Below are 26060 nucleotides of genomic sequence, written 5' to 3'. Positions count from 1 at the left end.
TTACCGCCTAGAAAAGCGGTCCACCCCTCGGAGAGGGGGAAATGGACGCGAATCTTTTATCTCACTTTGTTGTGGCTGTTCGTTATGCTGGTTATCGGTTTGACCGTCTGGGGAATTCGTTATTCCTGAAACTTCCAAACCCGCAAAGTTTGTATGATGATACGGAAGAAGCTATGATAGATTCATAGTTTCTTTTTTTGTTACCAGAAAGGAGCAGTCCAATGAGGAAAGCAAGGAGCATCGGCTGGCTCGTAAAAATGAGTCTGATCGTCTGTCTGGCAGTTTCGGGCCTGTTAGCCACCGCCAAAACTTCATACGCCTTGTCTTACGAATATGGGACTTTTCCCAAGGGAAATGTCGGGCTGGCGCGCCCTGATATCGGAGCGGAAGTCAAGCTGGGCGAAAGCAAGAAAGCGGACAGCTATCATTTTTACTTGAACGGTCAGGAAAAAAGCGTTACCTTCGATCCGGACGCTGATACGTATACGTATCGTCCGGATGCGGATCTGGCGCCGGGGAATTATTCCGCGAGATTCGTATTTTCATTGTCCGGCTATCAACCGGCCACCCTTGATTGGAGTTTTACGATCATGCCTAATGCGACGGTTCTTTCAAGCACAACTACCGCGGAGCAGCAGCAAGGCTTGAAAGCGATCAACGATTATCGGGCCAAGCTCGGCCTGACTACGGTCAAATTCAGCAGTGCGCTCAATATGGCCGCCCAAAAGCATGCGGAATATTTGGATCAAAACAAAGTCGATGCCGTACGCACGTCCGTTTCGCTGCATGACGAGGACCCGTCGCTTCCCGGCTATTTCGGGCAAAAGCTGGCGGACCGGCTGCAGTATGTCGGATATGCGACCTCCGGCGGCGAGGATGTATCCTACAACCGGGTGACGTTGGTGCAAGCGGTCGACAGCTTATTCGATGCGCCTTACCACCGATCGCCGTTCATGGTTCCCGGCCTCAAAGAGATCGGGATATACAAGAAGGGGGACTACCAGGTCATCGAATTCGGCTATACAGACGGCGGACTGCCCGAACTGGCCGTATCGCCGGCGGGCAACGACGTATACGTTCCGACTTCGTTCGGCGGCCACGAGGTGCCGGACCCGCTTCGAGGCCATCCGCAGACGGATTATCCGGTCGGATATCCGATCATGGCGACGGTCAACGGATCGAACGTTAAAAAAGTAAGCCTGGTCGATTCCCAGCTTAAGGATGAGAACGGCAAAACCGTCAATCTGCTGGTGAATACCCCGGATAATGACGATCATTTGGACACGGGAGTTATTTTGCTTCCGTCCAAGCCGCTGCAGCTCGATACGAGCTACACGGCCAAGATCAAGCTGAATGCCGAGCTGGATGACGGCACGACCAAGACGTTCGAGAAGGAATGGACGTTTAGAACCGAGCCGCTTGACGGCCTGGGAGTGCTCAAGCTTCATCAGGATGCCGTCGCCTATACGTCGCAAATGGCCAATTTCGGCCTGAACCGCACGCATACGGTCACTTTCGGGCTTAACGACAGCGCCTATAAGCTTGACATGGTTTCATTCCCGATGAAGCAGCGGCCTTATATCGAGGACGGAACATCTTACTTGTATATCAGGGATCTTGCCGCGGCGCTGGGAGCGGAAGTAACGTGGGACGATCAGCAGAAAGCGGCGATTTACAAAAAGAAAGATAAGACGATCGTTTTTTATACGACGCGCGGCGCCTATTCGCTGAACGGAACGGAGCACGAGACCGATTCGCCGGCGCAGCTTGTTCAGAATACGACAATGATTCCCGTCAGGCTGCTGTCCGAGACGCTCGGGGCCAAAGTCAGCTACGTCGACAGCACACGCACCGTAGCTATCAATTATTAAACGCCGAAGGGGCCGGCCCGCTAGTCATCGATCATGACTGCGGGCCGGCCCCTTCGCTATGCGCACGGCGGTCTATCTCATCTCGAGCTCGATGGCCCGAGGGTCTACGAAAGAATACCCTTTTTCCTCCAGTTTCGTCAGGAGCGAATCGAGAACCGAGACGGTCCAGGGAAGCTCATGCATCAAAATGTTGCTGCCGGGATGCAGCTGTTTCAAAACATTGTCGACCACTTTGTCCGGATCGTTTTTCTTCGTCGTCATTTCCCAGTCCAGCGAGCCGTTGGACCAAGTCATGTAGAGGATGCCGGCATTTTTGATTTTGTTTTTGAGATAATCGTTGCCAAGGCCGAAGGGAGGTCTGAAAAAGTGCGGGGCCTCGCCGGTAAGCTCCTTGACGATATTTTGAACGTCATCGATCTGCTGATCGATTTTGGCATCCGTTTGTTTGTTCAATTCGATGTGATCCCAGGAATGATTGCCGATAATCTGCCCGCTGTCATGCACCAGCTTCACAAGCTCCGGTTTTTGCTTGATGCGGTAGCCGTTCATGAAGAAGATCGCTTTGGCGTTATGCTTCTTTAGCGTATTAATGAGACCTTCGTTCATTTCTTTCTCTTTCGGGCCGTCGTCGAACGTTAAAAGCACGACTTTTTTGTTGCCGTTCGGATCGTTGGGGACGATATCATAGTTTTTGTTCATATGATACTCTTTTTTTACCTGCTGATCGGGAGGCTCTGTCGCTGCCGCAGGCGTGGGGCTCGGAGTCGGTGACGGCGTCGCGCTCGGCGAAGCTGTCGGTGCGGCCGTCGCCGCGGCAACGTTGCTGCTGCTGGCAGGGGCCGGCCCGGCATTTTGCGGACCGCATCCGCCAAGCAGCAGGCAGGCGCTGATGCAAACTAGACTTAATGGTTTCATGCTTATAATCTCCCTCGATCCTGATTGATGTCCAACTCTATATTATCACATTTTCCGGCTGCAATCGCCTTTGATTTCCTGCCCGCAGCGCGTATGCCCGCCTTCCGATTCGAACAAGCTATTTATGATTCATACTACTTTTTCGGAGGGATTATAATGAGATTGAGATTGGGTACATTCCTGCTCGGCGGCATTGCGGGCGCGGCGGCCGTCATGTATTTGAGCCGCAGAAACAAATCGATGCTGTTCTCCGCATTCAGCTCTTCCGGCGAAACGATGGGCAAGGCGATGGGGAAAGCAAAAAATACTTTGGCGAACAAAACGTTTAAAAAATCGGCTGCCAATATGGGTGCCAATATGGCAGCTATGGGCGGCGGCGCTGCGGACGGACTGCATCAGGTCGGAAAAATTGTCAATGAAGATTCGTCGTTGAAAGCTACGGTCAATCAAATATTGGAACAAAATAAGGAAAATACGGCGGCCGTTCAATAAAACATACATCCTGCGCACAGTTAGGGAACCCACGGGGCCGGCTGTGCTTTTTCATTTATACTTATCTTTCGCGTGCATTTCTCATCAAAAAATGTTAACATGGAAATTGAAAACGTTAAGGGCCGCATGTCCAATTTAACGTTTCGCACTCACCTTTTTTTATTTTCGCTCATATTCTGTTTTAACGAGAGCAGACCACACGCTTGCGATGGCGGCTTTTTTTCAAAAAAACGATATCGCTGACGATGCTGGCTTTCCAGTCGGAAAGCTCCGAGGAGGATCCTATCATGAAAATTGAACGCTTAAGTCAGGATAAGATACGGATTTTCCTAACATTCGATGACTTAACTGAACGCGGGATTCAAAAAGACGATATGTGGAGGGAAATTCCAAAAGTACATGAGCTTTTTAGCGAAATGATGGATCAGGCTTATTCCGAGCTGGGATTCGATCCGTCCGGTCCGCTTGCAGTCGAGGTGTTTGCGCTTCCTGCACAAGGAATGGTAGTCATCGTGACTAGAGGCAAGCTTGACTTGTACGCGAACTCGGATTCCTATGAGGATCATGAGGCTGACGAAGTGTATGAAATGGAAGTGACGCTCGAACAGAGCGATCTGATCTCGTACGCATTTCGCGATTTCGAAGACTTGCTGCGCGTTGCGAAGATTATCAATCCGCTTCTGATGGAAGGCGGAAGCTTGTATGCATATAAAGAAAGATACATTTTGCAATTGGAGCCTGTAGAGCTGGAAGATTCCAAATATCAAGCTTTGATTGCCGTACTTTCCGAATTTGGGGAAGCAGCGTCGGTAACGCAGGCTATTTTGGAGGAATATGGAAAAGTAATTATCGCTGACGACGCCGTGAAAGTGCTGTGTCACCATTTCCGGTAACATTTTTTCGAATCGTTATGAAACAAGCATCTTCAAAAACATTCGTTTTTGCAAGGTGCTTTTTATGTTGAACAACTGGGGGCGCTGCAGATGGCTGGATCGGAACGAAAACAAATTGCGCCTACTCCTGCTGCCGTTGATTTGGATAAGCTGTTATCCTATTATCAAAAGCAATTGCGGGAAGAAGCGTATTTTTATTTGCAAAAAAGAGGGATTTCAGAGGAAACTGTCGGGCAGTTCGGCATCGGTTTTGAAATCGGGAAAATCGGCTTCTATGTGGATCAAAATCAATTGGCCGGCTATTTCGAGAACCGCGTTATCGTGCCGATTCGCAATTATGACGGTGAGGTCGTCGACTTGATCGGACGCTCGATCGACCACAGGGAGCCGAAGTACAAGCCTTTGTACGGTGTGGATCAGTTTCTGTTTAACTATGAAGTGCTTCGGGAATCGGACGAAGTCGTGCTTTGCAACGGCATTTTCGACGTGATGATGCTGACTCAAGCGCGGCTGCCGGCCGTATGCGTGCCCGATTTCGCCGTGTTCAAAGACTATCACGTTCAACTCTTTGCGAATAAAAGGGTTTACATTTGCATGGGGAACGACGAGACGGGGAGAAGGGAGTCCACCCGCATAGAATCTTTGTTAAGCGAACATGCTAAGGAAACATATATTGTTAATTTGCCGGAAACGATCCGGGATATTAACGATTTGTTCGTGCGGGCGCAAAATCCTGCGGAAGCGTTCGTCAAGCTGGTGAACGAGGCCGTGGAAGAAACGATGCTGGCGCCCGTCGCGCCCGATATCAAAAACAGCACCGTTTATTTGGAAGAGTATATGAAGCGCTTCCGGGGCCAAGTTTCGGGCATCAGTTCCGGGTTTGCCAAGCTGGACACGATTTTGTTCGGCGGCTTCGGAGCCGGTCTCTACTTGCTGGCCGGCACCGGGGCGATCGGCAAAAGCATGCTGCTGAAGCAAATGGCGGACCATATCGCACTGCAGCAAACGCCGGTTATTTTTGTTTCCTGGGATATGACCAATTTTGAGCTGTGGGCCCGCAGCATCGCGAGAATTATCGGGATCGCCCCGCAGAAAGTGCTGGGAGGCAAAGCGGACCCGGATCAAGTCGCCGAAGCCAACAAGCAGTACGGCAAAATCAGCAGGACGCTCTGGACGCTGGAATGCACGATGGACACGAGCCTTGATCAGGTGGCGGCTTCGATCGAACGGATTGCCGTCATCGCCGGCAAAGAGCCGGTCGTCTTCATCGATCATCTGCAGCGCATACCTGTAGGCAAGCAATTGGCCGGATTGACTTGGCAGCAGCAGCAGGCGGCTATCGCCTACACGCTTAAGCAGTGGTCTCGCGAGTGGAACAGTCCGATCATCGCCGCATCCGCGCTGGAATCCGGGCAAGAACATGTGCCTGAAGGCGTGCAGGCTTCCGCCGATGTCGTCATGATTTTGAAGCAAAAAGGTTTGAAAGAAAATCACGTGCAGCCGCTGTCTCTCGAACTGACGAAAAACAGAAACGGCACGCTTGGCTTCCTGCCTGTATTTTTCCATAACGATCAGGCATTGTTTACCGAATAACTCGACCATGAGGGGGTCCCTATGGCTCATACCGAAAATTTAAATGTGCTGGAATCGACGCAAACCGTCATTCATGAAGCGCTCAGACGTCTGGGCTACTCCGACGAAATGTATGAACTGCTCAAAGAACCTTTGCGCGTGTTGACCGTGCGGATTCCGATTCGCATGGATGACGGCAAGGTGGAGGTGTTCACAGGCTACAGGGCGCAGCATAATGATGCTGTCGGCCCGACGAAGGGCGGCGTGCGCTTTCACCCGGATGTGACGGAAGACGAGGTAAAGGCGCTCTCGATCTGGATGAGCCTGAAATGCGGCATTTCGGACCTCCCGTACGGCGGGGGTAAAGGCGGCATCATTTGCGACCCGCGGGATATGTCTTTTCGCGAGCTGGAGCGGCTCAGCCGGGGGTATGTCAGAGCGATCAGCCAGTTGGTCGGGCCGTCCAAAGACATTCCGGCGCCCGATGTGATGACGAATTCGCAGATCATGGCCTGGATGATGGATGAATACAGCCGGATCCGGGAGTTCGACGCTCCAGGGTTCATAACGGGCAAGCCGCTGGTGCTGGGGGGCTCCCACGGGCGGGAAACGGCCACCGCCAAAGGCGTTACGATCATGATCGACAAGGCCTTGCAGAAAAAAAATATCGCGCTGCAGGGCGCCCGGGTCATCATTCAAGGCTTCGGCAACGCCGGCAGCTATTTGGCCAAATTCATGCACGAGGCGGGAGCCAAAGTTATCGGCATCTCCGATGTGCACGGGGCTTTGTATGACCCGAACGGTCTCGATATCGAATATTTGCTTGACCGCCGGGATTCGTTCGGCACGGTGACCAAGCTGTTCAAAAATACGCTCACGAACCGGGAAATTTTGGAGCAGGATTGCGACATCCTCGTTCCCGCGGCGATCGAGAACCAGTTGACGAGCGACAATGCGGACCGCATCAAGGCAAGCATCGTGGTGGAAGCGGCGAACGGGCCGACGACCCTGGAAGCGACGCAAATATTGACGGACAAAGGCGTGCTGATCGTCCCTGACGTTTTGGCCAGCAGCGGAGGCGTCATCGTTTCTTATTTCGAATGGGTGCAAAATAATCAGGGATATTACTGGACGGAAGATGAAGTTCATGCCAGGCTGCAAAATGTCATGGAAAAGTCCTTTGAAAATGTCTATAATGTTCATAGCACGCGCGGTGTCGACATGCGGCTGGCCGCCTATATGGTAGGCGTCCGCAAAATGGCCGAAGCCTCCCGGTTCAGAGGGTGGGTCTAAGCAGCGGCCGCGCAAAAACGAAGCAGAAGGGGAGTTATACATGCAAGTACTGTCTATTTTGTTGGCAGCTATCGCACCGGGTCTCTCCCTGCTTGCCTATTTTTATCTTAAAGACCGCTACGAAACTGAGCCGATTCATTTGGTCGTCCGCATGTTTATTTTCGGCGTGCTACTTGTGTATCCGACTATGGTGCTGCAGCGAGCGTTTATTGAAGAGATCGGGAATGGCAACATTACGACCGCTTTCTTTTTGTCCGGCGGCATTGAAGAGTTCTTGAAATGGTTCGTTTTGTATCATTTGATTTACCGCCATGCCTCGTTCGACGAACCGTATGACGGCATCGTGTATGCGGTGGCCGTCAGCTTGGGGTATGCGACGCTGGAGAACATTATATACGCGTTCCTGAACGCGTCGTCGTTCAGCGCGTTGATGGTTCGCGCTTTGCTTCCTGTGTCCGGGCATGCGCTATTCGGAGTGATGATGGGCTATTACTTGGGCAAAGCGAAGTTTACGCCGCACAAAACGCAAACGTATATGTGGTACTCGCTGCTTTTTCCGATTTTATGGCACGGCGTGTTCGATTACATTTTGCTTGTGGCCAAAACGTACTGGGTTTGGATCATGATCCCGGTGATGACGTACCTGTGGATACGCACGCTGTGGCGCGTGAATAAAGCGAACGCCCATTCTCCGATGAGGATCGCTTCCCGCGACGAAAAGATTAAAATGCACTGAATTTGGCCATAATGGACATAAACAGACGTATGGTTGAATGTTCCGCCATTGCCGGGAGGGTGCACATGTCCGAAACGAGAGTCAAAGTGACGATCCGCTGCAAACAGTGCGGCGAAAGATTCGTTTTGAAAGGCAAAAAAGAAAAGGGCAAGATCGAAACGGGATTCCGTCAATGCATTTGCAGCAATGAGCACGATTTCGACGTGGAGACCGACGATTAGGAGAGGCGATTCTTATGGAATCGGCCTCTTTTTTCATTTTCGGGCAGGTCCCGCTTAGCGTCTCGAAACCATTCTCCGTAAAGTAATTTCGGATGTATAAACCTTCATTTCCGGGCAGAAACTAACGGCAAGTTTGGCGGAAATGAAAGGAGAATGGAAGCGGTTATGTACAAAAGATTAAGTATGGTTTTGTTCCCGTTCCTCTTGCTTGCATTAATCGGTGCCGGAGTCTGGGGCTACTTGGAGCATCAGGAGAAAAACACGATTTTGATCAAAGCGGAAAATCAGTACCAGCGCGCGTTTCACGATCTTTCCTTCCATGTGGACAAGCTGCATACCGAGCTTGGAAACACGCTGGCGGTCAATTCTACCTCCGAACCGTCCTACAGGAAAGGTCTTGTCAATGTATGGAGATTGACCAGCCAGGCGCAAAGCGATATCAACCAGCTGCCGCTCTCGCTGCTGCCGTTTAACAAAACGGGGGATTTCCTGGCGAATATGGCCAACTTCTCCTATCGGATGTCTGTCCGCGATATGACGAAGCAGCCTTTGACGGAAGATGAGATGAAGACGCTGAACACTTTGTACGACCATTCGAACGAAATTACGAAGGAACTGCGGGGCGTGCAGGATAAAGTGATGACCAAAAATTTGCGCTGGATGGACGTGGAAACCGCCCTGATCTCGCAAAAAGAGGTTCGCGACAACGCCATCATCGACGGCTTTACTACCGTGGACAAAAAAGTGGGAGCTTATCCGGAGCTTAACTGGGGACCCGGCAGCTTGAACATTTTGCAAAAAAACGACGTCAACACGCTCTCCGGCAAACAGATGACCGCCGAGGAGATCAAGCAGAAAGCCGCGCAGTATTTGGGCCACAAGGATACCTCCAAAATTCAGGTGGTCGAAAACGGCGGCAGCGCTCCCGAATATCAAAGCTTCAGCGTCATCGTGCCCGGCGGAGACGGCCGGGAAAACGATATTCACCTGGACTACACGAAAAAGGGCGGCCATCTCGTGTACTTCATGAAGCCGCGGACTGTGAATGAAAGGAAGTACGATTTGCGGCAAGCGCGCGACGCGGCAAACGAGTTCCTGGATCAGCACGACTATAAGGATATGAGCGCAGTCAGCTACGATCAATACCAGAATCATGCGAACATCATATTCGCCAAGCGTCAGGACGACGTGCTGATCTATCCGGAGCAAGTGAGCGTCACTGTTGCGCTCGACAATCTGGAAGTGACGGGCGTTCATGCGACCGATTACCTTTTCGGACACAAACAGCGCATGATCGGCAAGCCGAAAGTGACCGAGGAAGAAGCGCGCAAAACGTTGAGCCCGCACATGCAAATGTCCGGCCACTCGCTGGCCGTCATCAAGAATGAGCTCGACCAGGAAGTGCTGTGCCATGAATTTATCGGCAAAATGAGAGGCAACACGTACCGCGTCTACGTCAACGGAGATACCGGAACCGAGGAAAAAATCGAGACGATCCGGCCGGAGCAGACGGTCGCGGCGGCCAAATCAATATAAGCGTTCAAGGAAAGCGGGGGCTATTCCCGCTTTCTTTTTTGCATATATAGATTTTATATATGCTCGGATTTTGGCAAGCGGAAGATTTGATGAACATCGTGCGGCTCGGCGTTATGAAAGAGGTATCGCGCGATTTTCTAACGTCTATCGGGGCAGTTTTTTGCACGACATGTTCTTTTGCCATCCCGAAACGGTGGTGGTGGCGTTGTGCTTCCTAATACGCACCACTCCCGAAGGGGAACCAGTGGGGCCATTTCTTAATGTACGCCTCTTTCGGCGCGGGTTGCAGATGCTGCACGGAAGGGGGCATGAGGCGGCTTGGCAAGCCTATTTAGGATGAAACCTAGCGAAAGTCAGATCACCCTGGAAAGTCGCGACACCTTGTTAAGGCTAGGGGAAGCGGTAGGGTCGTTTCCCAACGTATGCCTCCCGGCATAGGTCGTGGAAGTGTGCAACCGGGCAGGAAGCAGGATGGTAGGGTGAAAACCTGCGAAAGTGCAGTTTTTTTCTGCGGAATTGGCTTATAAAGGCGAAAATCCTGTAAAAGTACAGGAATTTTGCTAAAAATGAATCTGAGTCCATGTATTCGGTAAAAAGCCTGCACTTTTGCAGGAATTGTTCGTAGCCAGTAATTGAGGACGCAAATTCATGTATTTTTGCAGGTTTTCTTCGTGCAGCCAGGCGTATTGAGGTTATCGCCTCTGACGCGTGGGTTATGGGGAGCCTGACTTTAGCAGGCTTTCTTCGCACAGCCAGGCAGATTGCGGCTATCACCTCCGACGCGGGGGATGTAGGCAGCCAGGCCATCTGGCTTTGCGGGCGGGTTCCAGCAACTGCCTGATTTTTGCAGATTTTACGCGCATTACTGAGGTCCTTTTTTTGCATGTTGTCTGCGAATGGCAGGTGCCGGTGGTCATTCACAGCTTTTTCTCACCATGCCGGAGATGCCGGTCGTTCATTTTCCGACGGATGTATTCGTTTGTCACCCGCAGGGTGATTTTTTTTATTTGCTTTCTAAAATCGGTTGTCATGTTATAATCAGAGATGTAGTGCTTAAGAAGCAGATTTTGACATAAAATGCGTTGGAGGTGCAGGCTTTGTTTCCTAAGGTTAACCAAATTTTACATATGCAGATCAATTCTATTGACGAAGAGGAATCCAAGATCGAATACAAGTCGAGAATTGCCGACATTTCGGATACGACTATTGTTATCGAAGTTCCGCTGAACGAGACGACCGGCAGATTCAAAAAATTGTACACAGGCGATGAACTGAGCACTTATTTTCTGGGCAGCGACGGCGTGAAAAACTATTTCACCACTACCGTTACAGGTTCCAGCGAAGATGTCATCCGCTTGGTCGAGCTGAAAAAGCCGGAGCCGGAGGCGATCACCCAAGTTCAGCGGCGCAGCTTTCTGCGCGTGCTTGCAGAGCTGGAAGTGGCCGTCCGGATATCCGAGCAAATCCAGTTTACCGCGCTGACCGACGATGTGAGCGGAGGCGGCATTTCCTTTATTTGCGACGCTCACGTACCGATCGGGGTCAATATGCAGATCTCCTGTTGGGTGCTGGTGCCGTTCAAAAACGGAAGCATCGAGCACATTCCGCTCAAGGGCGAAATCGTCCGCATCAAAGAGCTGGAAAGCGGCCGGCAGCTCGCCATGGTAAGATTTGTCGAAATCGTCGACCGCGACCGGCAAAAGCTGATCCGGTTCTGCTTTGAAAGACAGATGGAATTCCGCAAAAGATAATGCATAGAATCGCCGCGCCTGGGCATACTACGATGCAAAATGCCAATAACAAGCGGGTGATTCCATGAAATCGGATCAAGAAGATCCGGATTACGAGCGGCTGTTCATCGTCTTTTCCGCCAAGGTGGAGAAGGCGTTGATCCGGCTGACGCTCGTTTTTTTCGTTCTGCTGCTGTGCGCGCAATCGCTGCTTCACATTCCGTACGTACGCAAGCATTTTACGAGAGTCGATCCTTTGGAAGGCAAACCGTATCCGATAGGCCGGCAAACCGGCGGCGAGTGATTCTAGTTTTGCATATGGTTTTTGGGTGTGGTATAATTTTCATCATTAGCAGGCAGTGCCTGCTTTTTTGTTCGTAAGGTATTGTTAGGAGGAGCCGCAGCTTGGAAAAGTTCAATATTGCCATAGATGGCCCCGCCGGAGCCGGTAAAAGCACCATCGCACGGCTTGTCGCAGGCGTGCTTGGTTTTGTTTACGTGGATACCGGGGCCATGTATCGGGCAGTAACGTGGAAGGTACAGCAGGAAGGGCTGCTTCCTCACCAAGAAAAGGAAGTCATTGCTTTGGCGAATCGCATGAACATCGTGCTGGTGCCCGGTTCCGACGGACAACAGGTGCTAGTGGACGGCACGGACGTGACCCGCGAGATCCGCAGGACTTCCATTACGGATCATGTTTCCCAGATCGCCAGTATCGGCGCCGTCCGGGAACTGCTTGTAGCCATGCAGAAGCAAATGGCGGTATCCAAAGGCGTTGTCATGGACGGCAGAGATATCGGCACCCATGTCATACCGGACGCTGAACTCAAAATATTCCTTACGGCCAGCGTCAAAGAGCGGGCGGAGCGGCGTTTCAAAGAAATGCAGGACAGCGGTTCCGGTACGCTGACGCTCGAGCAATTGGAGCAGGATATTGCGCGCCGCGACCAACTGGATCAGGAAAGAGCGATTTCGCCGCTTAAACGGGCTCCCGACGCTATTCTTATGGATAGTACATCGATGACGATAGATGAAGTCGTTGACGGGATTTTGGGGCTTTGCAAAGACAAAGTCGGAGGTGGCAAATAAGATGCTTTACCGCATCGGCAGAGCGATGTTTCGAGTCATATTCGGCCTGCTTTTCCGCCTTCGCGCGATTGGAACGGACAACGTCCCTGCCCAGGGCGCGGTTGTCCTGTGCGCCAACCATACCAGCTTGTGGGACCCGCCATTACTCGGGTCGCCGCTAAAGCGCATGGTGTACTTTATGGCGAAAGCCGAGCTCTTCGATATTCCGGTATTAGGCACGGCCATCAGCAAAGTGGGAGCTTTTCCCGTGAAACGGGGCGGCGTCAGCAAAGAATCGATTCGCCTGGCGATCCAATTGCTGAAGGACGGCGGCGTCATGGGGATTTTCCCGGAAGGCAGCCGCAGCAACGCCGGAGGAATGGGCAAGAAAGGCGCAGCCAGCCTTGCGTTGAAATCGGGCGCAGCCGTAGTGCCGGTAGCGATCATCGGCGAATACAAGCCGTTTCGCGCCATGAAGATCGTCTACGGGAAACCGGTCGATCTGAGCCCTTTTGCGGCAGCGAGCTCCGATGATCTGGAACAAGCTACCGAATTGATCATGAAAGAAATTCGCGCCCTGCACGCGTCGCACAATAAAGGCTGAGCGCGATGTATGGAATTGAAAGCTTGGAATTATACTATTCTTAAGCGAATGGAATTTTTTGTTTGATACAGAGCAGAAGCTCGCTTGCCGATGCTTTGTGACTTATAAACTATTATTGTAAGTGTTGAATGAGGAGGACTAACCAATGTCAGAAGAAGTAAAAGTGCAAGATCAATCCCAGGAGGTACAAGAAGTTCAAGAGGTGGAGGAAACAGCCGTATCCCAGGCTGAAGCCGAACAAGCGCTGAACAACGTAGCCGTTCTGAAAAAAGGCGCTACGGTTAAAGGTAAAATCGTGAAAGTGGATGCGGACCAAGCGTTCGTTGATATCGGTTATAAATACGACGGCGTTATTCCTGTGCGCGAGCTTTCTTCCGTAACCGTTGAAGACGCAAGCCAAGCGGTACAAATCGGTCAGGAAGTCGAACTGAGAATCGTATCGATCAACGATGCGAAAGAAACGCTTGTTCTTTCCAAACGCGCCATCGATAGCGAAAAAGCGTGGGAAACGCTGCAAGGCCAGCTGGAAAAAGGCGAAATTATCGAAGCTGCCGTAGCCGAAGTGGTAAAAGGCGGACTCGTAGTCAACGTCGGCGTTCGCGGCTTCGTACCGGCTTCCATGGTTGAGCGTCATTTCGTTGAAGATTTCAGCGACTACAAAGGACGTACGCTTCGCCTTCGCGTGAAAGAGATCGACCGCGAGAAAAACAAAGTGATTCTGTCCCAGAAAGATGTTCTGGACGAAGAATTCGAAGCGAACAAAAAGAAAATCATCGAAGGGCTCCAAGTGGGACAAGTGCTGGACGGCACGGTTCAACGCTTGACGCAGTTCGGCGCATTTATCGATATCGGCGGCATCGACGGACTTGTACATATTTCCGAGATGGCTTGGCACCATGTCGAGCAAGCTTCGGACGTTGTCAAAGAAGGCGATAAAGTCAAAGTTCAAGTGCTCAAACTCGATCCGGCCAACGAAAAAATCAGCCTCAGCATCAAAGCGACGCAAGAAGGGCCTTGGTCCAAAGTGGAGCGCGAATTCAAAGCGGGAGACATCGTTTCCGGCACTGTAAAACGCCTTGCATCTTTCGGCGCGTTCGTTGAGGTTGCTCCGGGCGTAGAAGGTTTGGTGCACATTTCCCAAATTGCTCACCGTCACATCGGCACTCCTCACGAAGTATTGAAAGAGGGCCAGGAAGTTCAAGTGAAAATTCTTGAAATCAACGCCGCTGAAAAGCGCGTAAGCTTAAGCATCAAAGAGACCGAAGAAGCTCCTGAAGCTCCTGCGGCATCCGCGAAACCGGAAAGAGAAAGACAGCCTCGCGCCGACCGCGACCGCGGCAACAGCGCAAGCCATCAAAAAGAGATTGCCGGCAACGAGAACGTTTCGCTCAGCAATCAAGGTCTTTCCCTGACGCTCGGCGAGCGTTTCGGCGACAAGCTTTCCAAGTTCAAATAAGCGATTCGATGAAAGCTTTCCGGCAGAAAGCACTTAGGAGGACTCAACATGCGTGTTTCACGCAAAATGGAGCATGTCCATTATGCGCTGGAGCTCGGCCAATCCGGCAAGCAGGGCTTGTCGGACGTTAAGCTCGTGCACAATTGTCTGCCTGAGACTTCGACGGATCAAATTGCATTAACGACTCAAATCGGCGAACTCAATCTGAGCTCGCCGATTTTAATTAATGCGATGACCGGCGGTGCTAAGGAGACGGAAATCATTAACCGCGAGCTGTCGATCGTCGCCCGGGAGAAGGGGCTGGCGATGGCCGTAGGCTCGCAAATGTCCGCGATTAAGGATAGCGGGATGGCATCCAGCTATCAGGTGGTGCGCCGCGAAAACCCGGCCGGCGTCATTTTCGCCAATTTAGGCAGCGAAGCGACCGTGGAGCAAGCGCTGCGCGCCGTGCACATGATCGAAGCGGATGCGCTGCAAATTCATTTGAACGTCATGCAGGAGCTGATCATGCCTGAAGGCGACCGCAGCTTTACCGGCATGCTGCGCCGCATTGAAGCGATTGTCCGGCAGGCCGGAGTGCCGGTGATCGTCAAGGAGGTCGGCTTCGGCATCCTGGGGGAGAACGCCAGGGAGCTGCATAACATCGGCGTGCGCATCCTCGATGTCGGCGGGACCGGCGGCACGAATTTTGCCGCGATCGAGAATGCACGGCGTTCATCGGCGCTGGATTGGCTGAACGATTGGGGAAGCCCGACGAGCGTCGCGCTGCTCGAAGCTCTGCAAGTGTATCCCCGCGGCTCGGTCATCGCCTCGGGGGGCATTACGAACGCTTTGCAAGCGGTCAAAGCGCTCGTTCTCGGCGCCTCCGCCGTCGGGATGGCCGGCGCCTTCCTGAAGGTGCTGCGCACCGAAGGAGCGGATGCGCTGCACCGTTTTGCCGGCGAGCTGCACGATGGGCTCGTCCTGATCATGACGGCGCTCGGCGCCCGCACGGTCAGGGAGCTGTGGGACCGCCCAGCCGTCATAACCGGCGAAACGGCCGAGTGGTGCAGGGCGCGCGGCATTTCAACAACCGAATATGCAGAAAGAGGAACCCGGAGTAAATAATTTGTTTTTTGCCATACTAAGGTTCAGACGGAGCTTCCGGACCGATGCGTCCGGAGGCCCGAAGTTCCGCAGGGTGGGTAACGACATGAATTCCGGCTATCTTTCGCTCATTCTCCTCTGCATTGCGCTGATTTTGGTTGTCAGCGGCTGGAAGGAGATTTTTTTAAGAAGTATATCGTACAAGGGAATACTTCTTTTTTTTATGGCTTGGCTCGTTGGCTCGCGAATCGTCATTACATGGGGCCATGTGCAAATGTATGCGGTGTATGCGGGAATCGCTTTGGTCAGCATAGGCATCCTTTTTGCGACTCGGGGCTTCATCCAGAAGCTGCACCTGCTTTCCATCGGACTGCTGCTGGGTTCCTTTCACTTCCTGATCCAGCAGCTGCTGGTGATGGACCCGATACTCATTGTCGGCAATCCCGGGTGGGATACGGCTTTGTTTCTGGCTTTCGCGGTCGCGGTCATTCAGCGCAGCGAACTGCAGCAAATTGCGGGGCTTTCCATCGGCTGCCTGCTGGGAGAGCTGTATCAGACAAGCATTCATACGTGGAATGGCATTCACCGGATCGGCGGCACCGGTTTTCAGGATCAATGGTGGCTCGCGGTTTTTGCGGCGCGTGTATTGACCGTTGTGGTGCAGCAAGTTTACAGCGGGTTTCAGGCTGTCTTGGAACGAAAAGGAGGATGGAAAAAGTGATCGAGTGGATCCATGCGAACCGCTACACGACAGGTGTCGTCATAGGTGTCATCTTCGGCATTTTATCCCGGATGAACATGCTGCGCACCGATTATCGGCAGTATCCGACTTACCCGCACGGAAAAATCATTCACATCTCGCTCGGCGTGATCGCGGCGGCTCTGGGGGCGGTCGCGGTTCCGGCGCTGCTGGAAAAAAACTATACGGCCGTTACGTTTTTGTCGCTTGCGGCGCAGCAGTTTCGCGATGTCCGCAACATGGAGAGGCAAAGCTTGTCCAAAATCGACGAGCTGGAGCTCGTTCCCAGAGGAGTATCCTATATCGAAGGAATCGCCATGGTGTTTGAGGGCAGGAACTATCTCGTCATTTTTTCCGCTTTTGCCGCCTCGCTGTTCAGCATTATATTTGACTGGTACTGGGGGGCATTGGCAGGGATCGTTACCATATGGCTGTCGAACTATTTGAAATCCGGCAAAAATTTGTCATCGATCGCTCATATCGAGCAGGCGCCGGTTCGCCTGGATGGGCCGGACCTGTTCGTCGGCTCCATTTACATGATGAACGTCGGCCTTGAAAGCAGCCGCAAGCTGATTCAGGAACACGCGCTCGGTTATCACCTGAAGCCGAAAAACCGCAACAGCCGCGTTACGCTGGCGAATTTGGGGCAGCGGCAAGCTATTTTGCACGACATCTCCACGCTGTTCGGCGTATACCGCGACGATGGCGAGCCTTCTCTGGTTCCGATGGCGAAGCTGAATATCAATGACGGTACGCTGGCGCTCCTGCTGCTGCCGCAAGAGAAGGATGCGGACAAATTGCTGACCGCCCTGAATCGCGTTCCTGTGCTGGAAAGCGCGGTGCGCAAGCCTTCCGAAGCCGGCGTCAATCAACGGAAGGAGGCTTGAGAAGGATGTCGATGTCGCAAATACTTGCGGTTGTCAGCATGGAGCATGATCGGGTGGGGGGCGGCGCGCCGATTTTTATCGTGGACAGCCCCGAAGAACAGGAAAAAGTTTCATTTTTATTGGAAAAAATATTGAACGCAACGGCTCACGATTTGAAAAACGGCACGATGATCTTGGTAAGGCACTTCTGAGTCATGCGGAAGAAAAGCCTGCCCGAATGAGCGCATCTCATTTGGTATTAGCCAAGCCGTGTCTTTTTTGTTATGATGTAAGTTGTGAATTTTTCCAAAAGCAAAATGAAGTTGACGCTTGCGAAGCCAGTTTTTGTGGCGAACAACACTAGGGAGTGAACAATAAGTGGCCAGACCTGTTATTGCGATTGTAGGACGTCCCAACGTCGGCAAATCGACAATTTTTAATCGTATTGTCGGAGACCGGCTTGCGATTGTGGAAGATAAACCGGGGGTTACGCGTGACCGTTTGTATGGAGTCGGCGAATGGCAGAATCAGCCGTTCAGCGTCATCGATACGGGAGGTATCGAAATCGACGGCGATGACGCCATTTTGAAATCGGTCCGCGTGCAGGCGGAGCTGGCGATTGAGGAAGCCGACGTCATTATTTTCATGGTGGACGCCAAAGCCGGCGTCACTCCGTCCGACGAGGAAGTCGCCCAGCTTTTGTTCCGTTCGAAGAAGCCGATCGTGCTTGCCGTTAATAAAGTGGATAATTTGCAGCGGCAGGACGAAATTTACGAGTTTTACAGCCTGGGCTTCGGCGATCCCATCGGCATTTCCGGCTCCCACGGAATCGGAATCGGCGACTTGCTGGAAGCGGCGTGCTCCCATTTCCCGCTGGCGGCGGAAGAGGAGTATGGCGAAGAAGTGATCAAGTTTGCGCTTATCGGGCGCCCGAACGTCGGCAAATCGTCGCTCACCAACGCTATTCTCGGCGAAGAGCGGGTTATCGTCAGCGATGTGGCCGGAACGACGCGCGACGCGATCGATTCGCCTTTTGAGCGGGACGGGCAAAAGTACGTCATCATCGATACGGCGGGCATGCGCAAGCGCGGCAAAGTTTACGAAAACACGGAAAAGTACAGCGTGATGCGGGCCATGAAGGCGATTGAGCGCGCGGATGTCGTCCTCGTCGTCATCGACGGTCAGGAGGGCATTATCGAGCAGGACAAACATATCGCCGGTTATGCGCACGAAGCCGGCAAAGCGGCCATTTTCGTCGTGAACAAATGGGATATCGTGGAAAAAGACGACAAAACGATGCACCAGTTCACGCAAAAGATTCGCGATCATTTCCTGTTCATGACGTACGCGCCTGTCGTATTCGTCTCTGCCAAAACGACGCAAAGGCTGCACAAGCTGCTGCCGGTCGTCGTGCAGGTAGCGGAGAATCATGCGCTTCGCGTGCAGACGCACGTCTTGAACGATGTCGTCTCCGATGCGGTAGCCTACAACCCGCCGCCGACCGACAAAGGCAAGCGCCTGCGCATCAATTACGCGACACAGGTTGCGGTGAAGCCTCCTGTTTTCGTGCTTTTCGTGAACGAGCCCGAGCTGATGCATTTCTCGTACGAGCGTTATCTGGACAACAAGATACGGGCGGCTTTCGGCTTCGAGGGAACTCCGATTCGCATATTGAGCCGCAGAAAATCGTCGGATGACGAGTAGGGGGAATTGAGCTTGTATTCGATCATAGCTATAGTTGCGGGATATTTGTTAGGGTCTGTCAGTTTCAGCTATTTGTTTGGAAAATGGTTCAAGGGCATCGATATCCGCAAGCACGGCAGCGGCAACGCGGGCGCGACGAACACGCTGCGCGTGCTCGGCAAAGGCCCGGCCATCATGGTCCTGCTGCTGGATGGGCTCAAAGGCGTCGCGGCTGTCATGTTCGGCATTTGGGCGGCGCCGGACGAAATATGGATTCGCGTGCTGTGCGGGCTTGCCGCCATCGTCGGCCATAACTGGCCGGTCTACTTCGGATTTCGCGGCGGCAAGGGCATCGCGACCACGATCGGCGTGATGGCTACGCTGTGCTTCATCCCTACCTTGATCGCCGGAATTACCGCTATCGTCATCATTGCCATAACAAGATTTGTCTCGCTCGGTTCCCTTATTCTTACAGCACTTTTACCATTTTTAATTTGGGGGATGGACCGGCCGCTGCCGATCTTGTGGATCAGCATTTTGCTTTGCGTATTTGCCTTTATTCGCCATCGCACGAATATCGTCAAGCTGATTCAAGGCAAGGAGAACAAATTGGGCTCGAAGCGGGCCTGACCGATACTGAATTTAGCCGGTTAAGGAGGCATCCATATTGTCGAATAAAGTTTCGGTACTCGTCGCCGGAAGCTGGGGGACGGCTCTCGCTTCCGTGCTGGCGGATAACGGGAAGCAGGTGCTGCTGTGGTCGCGCAGCGAGCAGCAGGTCCGCGAAATCAATGAAGAGCACCGCAACAGCCGCTTTCTGAATGATATCGAATTGTCGCCGCTTATCGTTGCGACGAATTCGCTACAGGAGGCCGTTCAGGATGCCGACGCCATCGTGATGGTCGTGCCTTCGTCCGGCATGCGGGAGGTAGCCTCGCGCATTCGCCCGTATTTGAAAAGCGATGCGCTGCTCCTCCATGCGACCAAAGGATTCGAAGCAGGCACGCTCAAGCGGATGACGGAGGTCATCGCCGATGAGCTGCCTGATTTCGACGCCAATCGGCTCGTCGTTTTGTCCGGGCCGAGCCATGCCGAAGAGGTCATCTGCAAATGTCCGACGACCGTCGTCGTTGCGGCCCGCGAGGTGGCGGCGGCGGAAGCGGCCCAGGATTTGCTGATGAACGCGTATTTCCGCGTATATACGAATCCTGACGTCGAAGGCGTCGAAGTCGGCGGCGCATTGAAAAATATTATCGCGCTGGGCGCCGGTCTTACCGACGGCCTCGGCTTCGGCGATAACGCCAAGGCGGCGCTGCTTACGCGGGGCCTCGCAGAAATTGCCCGGCTCGGCACAGCGATGGGGGCGAATCCGCAGACGTTCGCCGGGCTTGCGGGCATCGGCGATCTGATCGTCACCTGCACGAGCAAGCACAGCCGCAACTGGCGGGCCGGATACAAGCTCGCGCAGGGCGCGCCGCTGGATGAAGTGCTCGCAGAAATGGGCATGGTCGTTGAGGGTGTGAAGACGACCAAGGCGGCCTACGAGCTGTCCCGCCGCTACCGGGTGACGATGCCGATTACGGATGAGCTGCATCACGTTTTGTTCGAAGGGAAGTCGCCCAAATTGGCGGCGCAAGATTTGATGGGGCGCGTCAAAACGCATGAAATCGAAGAAATCGCCAGCTCCTCGGCGACAAAATGGTTGGGGTAGCCTACACCATACATAGCCTGCTTTCATACTATACCTTAGATAGTTTAATGATCTCAGGAATAGGGAGGCGGCAATTGTGACGAATCGAGATCTGTCCAAAGACGTTTTGAACGTGGTCAAGAAAAGAACGGGTAAATCCGTTACTCCTAAAGATATCCAAAAAATAGCAAGCGGCGTAAAACCTTCGACGATGACTAGCGAAGCCCAGCTTCGCCAGCTGATCAAACAGATTTCCGGACTGGTCAACGTCAAAGTTTCGGAAGAGACGATGAAGGAAATTATCCAGGCCGTAAAAAGCAGCAAGCTGGACACGAACAACATGCAGGAATTGATGCAAATGATGCTTGGGAAAAATAAGTGATAGAGGCGCTTCCCCTGCGGCTGATTTCATATCGAAGAGCAGGCGGATGATTTTGCAAAAACAGATGGCTTGCAGCGTAAAACCTTGAGCGGCTCTGACCGTCAAGGTTTATTTTTTTTCGGCTTATGCTATAATTAGTGCTGAATTTGCAAATTTAACATTAGGAGCAATGGGAATGTCAGGTTTGGATAAAATGTGGGCGTCGTTTGTCGCCATCGGACTTATGGTCTTTGCTTCCTTATTGATTTCGTTTGCAAGAACGCGTACGAAGGGCGCTGTCCGCGCCATTTTGTCGATCATCGCTTTTTTGCTTTTTATTCCGATTATGGTGTACATGCTGCTTTCAATGCTGTAGACTGCGTGGAGGGTTGAAAGGATGCTGGAGCTTAAAACTCGCAAAGGCCAAACCAAAGTTGAAACCGATACCGGAATGACGATTCTGGATCTTGCTTTGAAACATCAAGTGGACTGGGGCTTCTCGTGCACGCGGGGGACATGCGCCAGATGCCGGTGCTACGTCGCAGCGGGAAGGGAACTGCTGGCCCCGCCGACCGAAGCGGAGGAACTGCGCCTGGAGCCTGAAGAACTGGAGCAAGGCTTCCGGTTGGCCTGTCAATGCGCGATTCGACAAAATGGGGATATTTCCGTCACGCACAAACCATATTTTTAACATCATAGCATACATACGGAAAGGTGTGGGGCCCCTTGTTTTTATCAGAGCCGCTCTGCAGCGGTTTAAATACGATTTACCGGCGGCTGGAGCCGCAGGCTGCGAAATGGCTCGTCGGAGGCAGCTGCGGGCTGCTTATGCACGGCATTAAGCTGGAGAGAGATCCGAGGGATCTGGATCTGTATATCGATCAGGAAGAGGTGGACCGGGTGCACGAAGCTTTGCGCATCTATGCTACGGACCAGCCGTTATACAGCGAAACTCCGATCTATGCTTCTATTCTTAGTCACTATCAAATTGAAGACAATGCGGTCGAATTGGTAGGTTCCTTCCGCGTTCACGCGCTGGATTCGTCCTATCGGATCGAAGCGGCTTATTTTTGGGATCGCCACAGCACGGAGGTATGCATCGGCGAGAGTACGGTCAAAGTCATGCCGCTCGCCCATGAGCTGCTGTTCAATGTGCTGCGCGACCGTCCCGACCGCTACGAGCGCATTGCCGAGGCTATGCAGCAGAAGCCCGGCGAGCATTTTCCGGCGCTTCAGGATTTGCTGGCCCGCAACAACTGGGGCATTCCGATGCTGCGCCGGCTGGAAATGCTGCTGGACTGCCAATTATAATCCGATTTTCGGTCAAAAAGAAGGGAATAGCGATGGCGCTTTGCGAAGTGCATTTTTGGCCTGACGACAAAAAAATCGGGGTGCGCCCCGGCACAACTTTGCTGGATGCAGGCCGCAGGGCCCGCGTCAACATCCGTACGCGCTGCGGGGCCAAAGCCGCCTGTCTGATGTGCAAAGTAAAAGTGGCCGATGCGGGCGGCCTGGCCCCGATGAATCAGAACGAGCGGCTGAAGCTCGGCGCCCAGGCCGACGAAGGATTCCGGCTTGCCTGCCAGGCGCGCGTAACCGGCCCCGTGCAGGTCATCGTTCCGGAAGATCCGCTGAAGGCGGCGATTCGCGCACAGCTTGCCAGGCAGCGGGAGGAAGAAGATTTATTTTAAAAAGGATGATTCCGCGTTGAAAACTTATCTCATACCCCGGCAGCTGAAATTGTACGTTCTATGCCTCTGCCTGCTCGTCCTGTTAAGCGGCTGCGCTTATCCGAAAGAGCTGCGTCAGGAAAATAAAATCAATCCCGGCGAATTCATTACGGTCGTTCAGCAGGCAATTGACAAGTTCCATGAGAAGACGGGCGTTCTGCCGATCAAAAACAGCGATATGAGCACGCCGCTTTATGAGAAATATGTCGTCGATTTCGGCAAGCTGCAAAAAATGAACTATTTGAGCAGCGTCCCGGCCAACGCCTTTGAAAAGGGCGGCATTTTTATGTATGTGCTCGTCAATGCGGAAACGAAGCCGGAAGTGAAGCTGATCGATCTATCTGCGTTTCAAAGCGTAGCCGACGTGCAGACCAAAGTGGACGCCTATAAAGTAAAGCATAACGGACAGCTGCCCGCCGGCATCGCCATCGATGAAGCGTTCGATTATGTCGATTTTGAGAAGCTGGGCATGAAATCTCCGGAAATCAAATCGGCGTTTAATAGACAAAGTTATGTCAACTACATGCTGGATAAAGTTTCCGGTACGGTAGCGATCGACTATGCGCCGGACATCATGAAGCTGATCCAGGACAAGGCGATGCAAAACTCGCTTGCGCCCGAGCAGGATTTGCGCGATTTGCTCGTAGCCGGCTCCTATTTTGTACCCGCTAAAAGCTATCCTTACTATTGGGAAGACAACCAGCCGCTTCCATCCGATAATTAGCTTTGCCCGCAGGCTGATCCGTAAGCAGCTTTCGGGCTGCTTGCGTAGCCGAGTAGGCGCAGCGCGGGGTCGCGCAAGAGTGCGGCGGAGCTAGGGCAGGCTCAGCGTGGAGTCGCGCAAGGAGTGCGGCGGAGCTGGCAGGTGCAGCGTGGGGGCGGTCAAGGAGTGCGGCGGAGCTGAGTAGACGGAGCGTGGAGTCGCGCAAGGAGTGCGGCGGAGCTAGGGCAGGCGCAGCGTGGGGGCGCGCAAGGAGTGCGGCGGAGCTGAGCAGGTGCAGCGTGGAGTTATTGCGAGACAGTACTCCGCTAGAGCATCGAGGCAGTGCTCAGCAAGCCTGTGAAAAAACGAGTCCGCGGAGCTGTCATCTCACGAGCAAATAGAAATTACGCAGAAAGCCTGCAAAAGTACAGTTTTTTTCTCGCAGATACGCTTACGGGGAAATATTCCTGCAAAAGTACAGTTTTTTCGCTGCGAATCGGGTTTGGACTCCATTTTGGCCGATAATTCCTGCACTTTCGCAGGCTTTTCCCGAAAACGAGCCACTTCTGCAGAAAATTCCTGTACTTTTGCAGGCTTTTCGATTCAGGCAGCTGAGTTAGGCTTTCGAACCGGGCTTCGCGGCCCGGCAATCGGGCTAAGCCATCGAACCGGGCTTCGCGGCCCGGCAATCGGGCTAAGCCATCGAACCGGGCTTCGCGGCCCGGCAATCGGGCTAAGCCATCGAACCGGGCTTCGCGGCCCGGCAATCGAGCTAAGCAATCGAACCGGGCTTATGGCCCTGGCAATCGCGCTAAGCCATCGAACCGGGCTTCGCGGTCCAGGCTCAGGCTGTCGATCCGCTTGCCGAAACGGGCAAATCGCCGTCTCTGCTGTTAGCCCGCTCACCCCCTCCCTTATTACGGGGACGGCCCTTTCGTCATTCTAATGCCCTGGGTTAGGTGTCTTTCCGACAAACTTACTTTTAATAATGACGGACTTTATGCCGCTTAAGCTGCACAAGGTCTGTCATTTTGCATAAGTATGCCTTCTACTGAGTCCATCGGACAGACTCCCATGGATGGTCCTTAATTTTTTTCAGAATATCAAAGAGCTGTCTCTCATATATTCATTCAGAGGTTCTTTAGCATGGCAGGGAAAGCATGATGTGCTTTTCGGAAATAGGCGCCCGCAAAAAAAGATAGCGGACATCTATCATATTTCTATCGAAAGTACATATATTTCTTACTAGTCCAAATGAATGTACGAGTAGTCAATGGTTACTGCCGAGTAGTCAGTTGACGACCAAACTGTAGGAGGGATTCTCTTGGAGAAAGTGGATATCTTTAAGGACATTGCAGAACGGACGGGAGGGGATATTTACCTGGGGGTTGTCGGCGCAGTCCGAACAGGAAAATCAACCTTTATCAAACGTTTTGTGGAATCTGTAGTGCTCCCCAACATTCAAAGCGAAGCGGACAGGATCCGGGCTACCGATGAACTCCCGCAGAGCGCTGCCGGCCGCACGATTATGACAACGGAGCCGAAATTCGTACCGAATACAGCGGTTCAAATCTCGGTTGCGGAAGGGCTGAACGTTAACGTTCGGCTGGTTGATTGTGTCGGCTATGCAGTCGATGGCGCCAAAGGCTACGAGGATGAAAACGGACCGCGGATGATCAATACGCCATGGTTCGACGAACCGATTCCGTTTCAGGAAGCGGCTGAAATCGGAACGCGCAAAGTCATTCAGGAACATTCGACGCTCGGCGTGGTCGTCACGACCGACGGCACGATTTCCGATATTCCCCGGTCTTCTTACGTACTGGCCGAAGAGAGAGTCATCAACGAGCTGAAAGAAGTCGGCAAGCCGTTCATCGTCATTATCAACTCGCAAAAGCCTACGGGCGAGCCTGCGCTGGAGCTGCGGAGCGAGCTGCAAAGCCGCTATGACGTGCCTGTCGTCACGATGAGCGTGGCGAATGCGGGGGAAGAGGAAATGGTCTCGGTGCTCCGCGAGGTGCTCTACGAGTTCCCTGTGCATGAAGTAAACGTCAACCTGCCGAGCTGGGTCATGGTTCTGGGCGAAAATCACTGGCTGCGCGGCCGCTTCGAGAACTCCGTACGCGATACGGTGCAGGACATCCGACGCCTGCGCGACGTGGATCGGGTGGTCAGCCAGTTCGCCGAATATGACTTTATCGAAAAGGCCGCTTTGGCCGATATGAACATGGGCCAGGGCGTGGCCGAAATCGACCTCCAAGCGCCGGATGAGCTGTATGACCGCATCTTGCAGGAGGTCGTCGGCGTGGAAATCCGCGGCAAGGATCACCTGCTCCAACTGATGCAGGATTTCACGCATGCCAAGCGCGAGTACGACCAATTCGCCGAAGCGCTGGAAATGGTCAAAACGACCGGCTACGGCATTGCGCCGCCGACGCTGGCGGAAATGGCGCTCGACGAGCCCGAACTGATTCGTCAAGGCTCCAGGTTCGGCGTCCGTCTGAAAGCGACCGCGCCATCCATTCATATGATTCGCGTGGATGTCGAATCCGAATTTTCGCCGATCATCGGGACGGAGAAGCAGAGCGAGGAGCTTGTCCGCTATCTGATGCAGGACTTTGAGGATAACCCGCTCAAAATATGGGAATCCGACATTTTCGGCCGATCGCTTCACTCCATCGTGCGCGAAGGCATTCAGGGCAAGCTCGCCATGATGCCGGATAATGCGCGCTACAAGCTGCAGGAGACGCTCGGACGGATCATTAACGAAGGGTCCGGCGGTCTCATCGCGATCATTTTGTAAAATTTTCGCAGG

General features: G+C 53.0%; 28 protein-coding genes. 27 read left to right on the top strand and 1 reads right to left on the bottom strand.

The features are described 5' to 3' along the window. The first annotated feature begins 221 nt into the window (after positions 1 to 221). A complete protein-coding gene (locus tag AC3G2T_RS29575; RefSeq protein ID WP_488437794.1) occupies positions 222 to 1871 on the top strand; it encodes a stalk domain-containing protein in 1650 nt (549 codons plus the stop codon). 72 nt (positions 1872 to 1943) lie between these two features. On the opposite strand, the gene AC3G2T_RS29570 is transcribed toward AC3G2T_RS29575, so the two are convergent. Next, complete coding sequence (locus AC3G2T_RS29570) at positions 1944 to 2786, bottom strand: polysaccharide deacetylase family protein (RefSeq protein ID WP_488437793.1); 843 nt, start codon at positions 2784 to 2786, stop codon at positions 1944 to 1946. A 156-nt stretch (positions 2787 to 2942) separates the two neighbouring features. On the opposite strand from AC3G2T_RS29570, the gene AC3G2T_RS29565 reads away from it, so the two are divergent. From AC3G2T_RS29565 to spoIVA, 26 genes are all read left to right on the top strand, one after another. Continuing rightward, positions 2943 to 3278: a hypothetical protein gene (locus AC3G2T_RS29565; protein ID WP_474681444.1), complete on the top strand. Its 336-nt coding sequence runs from the start codon at positions 2943 to 2945 to the stop codon at positions 3276 to 3278. A gap of 287 nt (positions 3279 to 3565) precedes the next feature. Next, positions 3566 to 4171 carry a genetic competence negative regulator gene (locus AC3G2T_RS29560; RefSeq protein ID WP_474681443.1) on the top strand — a complete coding sequence of 202 codons (606 nt, stop codon included), beginning with the start codon at positions 3566 to 3568 and terminating at the stop codon, positions 4169 to 4171. A gap of 90 nt (positions 4172 to 4261) precedes the next feature. Then, entirely contained in the window at positions 4262 to 5764 is a 1503-nt protein-coding gene (locus AC3G2T_RS29555; protein ID WP_474681442.1) for a DnaB-like helicase C-terminal domain-containing protein, read from the top strand. 21 nt (positions 5765 to 5785) lie between these two features. Next, on the top strand, positions 5786 to 7036 hold the full coding sequence (locus AC3G2T_RS29550; protein WP_488437792.1) for a Glu/Leu/Phe/Val family dehydrogenase: 1251 nt from the start codon (positions 5786 to 5788) through the stop codon (positions 7034 to 7036). Positions 7037 to 7076: 40 nt separating this feature from the next. Further along, positions 7077 to 7772 (top strand): glutamic-type intramembrane protease PrsW, encoded by a 696-nt coding sequence (gene prsW / locus AC3G2T_RS29545; protein ID WP_474681440.1) that lies wholly within the window; start codon positions 7077 to 7079, stop codon positions 7770 to 7772. 65 nt (positions 7773 to 7837) lie between these two features. Then, positions 7838 to 7993 (top strand): hypothetical protein, encoded by a 156-nt coding sequence (locus AC3G2T_RS29540; RefSeq protein WP_474681439.1) that lies wholly within the window; start codon positions 7838 to 7840, stop codon positions 7991 to 7993. Positions 7994 to 8158: 165 nt separating this feature from the next. Further along, on the top strand, positions 8159 to 9529 hold the full coding sequence (gene ypeB, locus AC3G2T_RS29535) for a germination protein YpeB (protein WP_474681438.1): 1371 nt from the start codon (positions 8159 to 8161) through the stop codon (positions 9527 to 9529). A 1097-nt stretch (positions 9530 to 10626) separates the two neighbouring features. Continuing rightward, positions 10627 to 11280, top strand: a complete 654-nt coding sequence (locus AC3G2T_RS29530; RefSeq protein ID WP_474681437.1) for a flagellar brake protein — start codon at positions 10627 to 10629, stop codon at positions 11278 to 11280. Positions 11281 to 11344: 64 nt separating this feature from the next. Beyond that, positions 11345 to 11563: a hypothetical protein gene (locus tag AC3G2T_RS29525; RefSeq protein ID WP_488437791.1), complete on the top strand. Its 219-nt coding sequence runs from the start codon at positions 11345 to 11347 to the stop codon at positions 11561 to 11563. Positions 11564 to 11664: 101 nt separating this feature from the next. After that, on the top strand, positions 11665 to 12348 hold the full coding sequence (cmk, locus tag AC3G2T_RS29520; protein ID WP_488437790.1) for a (d)CMP kinase: 684 nt from the start codon (positions 11665 to 11667) through the stop codon (positions 12346 to 12348). 1 nt (position 12349) lies between these two features. Then, a complete protein-coding gene (locus AC3G2T_RS29515; protein WP_474681434.1) occupies positions 12350 to 12931 on the top strand; it encodes a lysophospholipid acyltransferase family protein in 582 nt (193 codons plus the stop codon). 145 nt (positions 12932 to 13076) lie between these two features. Further along, complete coding sequence (gene rpsA, locus AC3G2T_RS29510; protein ID WP_474681433.1) at positions 13077 to 14387, top strand: 30S ribosomal protein S1; 1311 nt, start codon at positions 13077 to 13079, stop codon at positions 14385 to 14387. Positions 14388 to 14435: 48 nt separating this feature from the next. After that, positions 14436 to 15494: a type 2 isopentenyl-diphosphate Delta-isomerase gene (fni, locus tag AC3G2T_RS29505; RefSeq protein ID WP_488437789.1), complete on the top strand. Its 1059-nt coding sequence runs from the start codon at positions 14436 to 14438 to the stop codon at positions 15492 to 15494. 85 nt (positions 15495 to 15579) lie between these two features. Then, positions 15580 to 16194 (top strand): YphA family membrane protein, encoded by a 615-nt coding sequence (locus tag AC3G2T_RS29500; protein WP_488437788.1) that lies wholly within the window; start codon positions 15580 to 15582, stop codon positions 16192 to 16194. Beyond that, positions 16191 to 17099, top strand: coding sequence for a YIEGIA family protein (locus AC3G2T_RS29495; protein WP_488437787.1), 909 nt, complete (start codon positions 16191 to 16193; stop codon positions 17097 to 17099). The genes AC3G2T_RS29500 and AC3G2T_RS29495 overlap by 4 nt, the downstream gene beginning before the upstream one ends. 5 nt (positions 17100 to 17104) lie before the next feature. Further along, positions 17105 to 17290 carry a capping complex subunit for YIEGIA gene (locus AC3G2T_RS29490; RefSeq protein ID WP_488437786.1) on the top strand — a complete coding sequence of 62 codons (186 nt, stop codon included), beginning with the start codon at positions 17105 to 17107 and terminating at the stop codon, positions 17288 to 17290. A gap of 166 nt (positions 17291 to 17456) precedes the next feature. Next, on the top strand, positions 17457 to 18782 hold the full coding sequence (der, locus tag AC3G2T_RS29485; protein WP_488437785.1) for a ribosome biogenesis GTPase Der: 1326 nt from the start codon (positions 17457 to 17459) through the stop codon (positions 18780 to 18782). Between the two features lie 12 nt (positions 18783 to 18794). Further along, positions 18795 to 19391: a glycerol-3-phosphate 1-O-acyltransferase PlsY gene (gene plsY / locus AC3G2T_RS29480; RefSeq protein ID WP_474681427.1), complete on the top strand. Its 597-nt coding sequence runs from the start codon at positions 18795 to 18797 to the stop codon at positions 19389 to 19391. 37 nt (positions 19392 to 19428) lie between these two features. Further along, a complete protein-coding gene (locus AC3G2T_RS29475; protein WP_474681426.1) occupies positions 19429 to 20472 on the top strand; it encodes an NAD(P)H-dependent glycerol-3-phosphate dehydrogenase in 1044 nt (347 codons plus the stop codon). A gap of 76 nt (positions 20473 to 20548) precedes the next feature. After that, on the top strand, positions 20549 to 20833 hold the full coding sequence (locus tag AC3G2T_RS29470) for a stage VI sporulation protein F (RefSeq protein WP_474681425.1): 285 nt from the start codon (positions 20549 to 20551) through the stop codon (positions 20831 to 20833). Between the two features lie 175 nt (positions 20834 to 21008). After that, positions 21009 to 21188, top strand: a complete 180-nt coding sequence (locus AC3G2T_RS29465) for a DUF2768 family protein (protein ID WP_474681424.1) — start codon at positions 21009 to 21011, stop codon at positions 21186 to 21188. 21 nt (positions 21189 to 21209) lie between these two features. Further along, positions 21210 to 21503: a 2Fe-2S iron-sulfur cluster-binding protein gene (locus AC3G2T_RS29460; protein WP_474681423.1), complete on the top strand. Its 294-nt coding sequence runs from the start codon at positions 21210 to 21212 to the stop codon at positions 21501 to 21503. A 35-nt stretch (positions 21504 to 21538) separates the two neighbouring features. Next, positions 21539 to 22123, top strand: a complete 585-nt coding sequence (locus AC3G2T_RS29455) for a nucleotidyltransferase family protein (RefSeq protein WP_488437784.1) — start codon at positions 21539 to 21541, stop codon at positions 22121 to 22123. A gap of 32 nt (positions 22124 to 22155) precedes the next feature. After that, the gene (locus tag AC3G2T_RS29450) at positions 22156 to 22503 is read left to right on the top strand and encodes a 2Fe-2S iron-sulfur cluster-binding protein (protein WP_474681421.1); all 348 of its coding nucleotides are present in this window, start codon (positions 22156 to 22158) and stop codon (positions 22501 to 22503) included. 16 nt (positions 22504 to 22519) lie between these two features. Then, positions 22520 to 23266 (top strand): hypothetical protein, encoded by a 747-nt coding sequence (locus tag AC3G2T_RS29445; RefSeq protein ID WP_488437783.1) that lies wholly within the window; start codon positions 22520 to 22522, stop codon positions 23264 to 23266. A gap of 1303 nt (positions 23267 to 24569) precedes the next feature. Then, positions 24570 to 26048 carry a stage IV sporulation protein A gene (gene spoIVA, locus AC3G2T_RS29440; RefSeq protein WP_474681419.1) on the top strand — a complete coding sequence of 493 codons (1479 nt, stop codon included), beginning with the start codon at positions 24570 to 24572 and terminating at the stop codon, positions 26046 to 26048. Positions 26049 to 26060 lie beyond the last annotated feature (12 nt).

The organism is Paenibacillus sp. sgz302191 (assembly GCF_057749925.1).
This window is presented reverse-complemented; position numbering and strand designations above follow the sequence as displayed.

Coding starts and splice junctions, on each gene's coding strand:
- AC3G2T_RS29570 (WP_488437793.1), bottom strand. CDS start 2,786: ATGAAACCATTAAGTCTAGTTTGCATCAGCGCCTGCCTGCTGCTTGGC.
- AC3G2T_RS29450 (WP_474681421.1), top strand. CDS start 22,156: ATGGCGCTTTGCGAAGTGCATTTTTGGCCTGACGACAAAAAAATCGGG.
- AC3G2T_RS29525 (WP_488437791.1), top strand. CDS start 11,345: ATGAAATCGGATCAAGAAGATCCGGATTACGAGCGGCTGTTCATCGTC.
- AC3G2T_RS29465 (WP_474681424.1), top strand. CDS start 21,009: ATGTCAGGTTTGGATAAAATGTGGGCGTCGTTTGTCGCCATCGGACTT.
- AC3G2T_RS29515 (WP_474681434.1), top strand. CDS start 12,350: ATGCTTTACCGCATCGGCAGAGCGATGTTTCGAGTCATATTCGGCCTG.
- ypeB (WP_474681438.1), top strand. CDS start 8,159: ATGTACAAAAGATTAAGTATGGTTTTGTTCCCGTTCCTCTTGCTTGCA.
- rpsA (WP_474681433.1), top strand. CDS start 13,077: ATGTCAGAAGAAGTAAAAGTGCAAGATCAATCCCAGGAGGTACAAGAA.
- AC3G2T_RS29565 (WP_474681444.1), top strand. CDS start 2,943: ATGAGATTGAGATTGGGTACATTCCTGCTCGGCGGCATTGCGGGCGCG.
- prsW (WP_474681440.1), top strand. CDS start 7,077: ATGCAAGTACTGTCTATTTTGTTGGCAGCTATCGCACCGGGTCTCTCC.
- AC3G2T_RS29490 (WP_488437786.1), top strand. CDS start 17,105: ATGTCGATGTCGCAAATACTTGCGGTTGTCAGCATGGAGCATGATCGG.
- AC3G2T_RS29540 (WP_474681439.1), top strand. CDS start 7,838: ATGTCCGAAACGAGAGTCAAAGTGACGATCCGCTGCAAACAGTGCGGC.
- AC3G2T_RS29550 (WP_488437792.1), top strand. CDS start 5,786: ATGGCTCATACCGAAAATTTAAATGTGCTGGAATCGACGCAAACCGTC.
- AC3G2T_RS29575 (WP_488437794.1), top strand. CDS start 222: ATGAGGAAAGCAAGGAGCATCGGCTGGCTCGTAAAAATGAGTCTGATC.
- AC3G2T_RS29555 (WP_474681442.1), top strand. CDS start 4,262: ATGGCTGGATCGGAACGAAAACAAATTGCGCCTACTCCTGCTGCCGTT.
- AC3G2T_RS29460 (WP_474681423.1), top strand. CDS start 21,210: ATGCTGGAGCTTAAAACTCGCAAAGGCCAAACCAAAGTTGAAACCGAT.
- fni (WP_488437789.1), top strand. CDS start 14,436: ATGCGTGTTTCACGCAAAATGGAGCATGTCCATTATGCGCTGGAGCTC.
- AC3G2T_RS29500 (WP_488437788.1), top strand. CDS start 15,580: ATGAATTCCGGCTATCTTTCGCTCATTCTCCTCTGCATTGCGCTGATT.
- AC3G2T_RS29560 (WP_474681443.1), top strand. CDS start 3,566: ATGAAAATTGAACGCTTAAGTCAGGATAAGATACGGATTTTCCTAACA.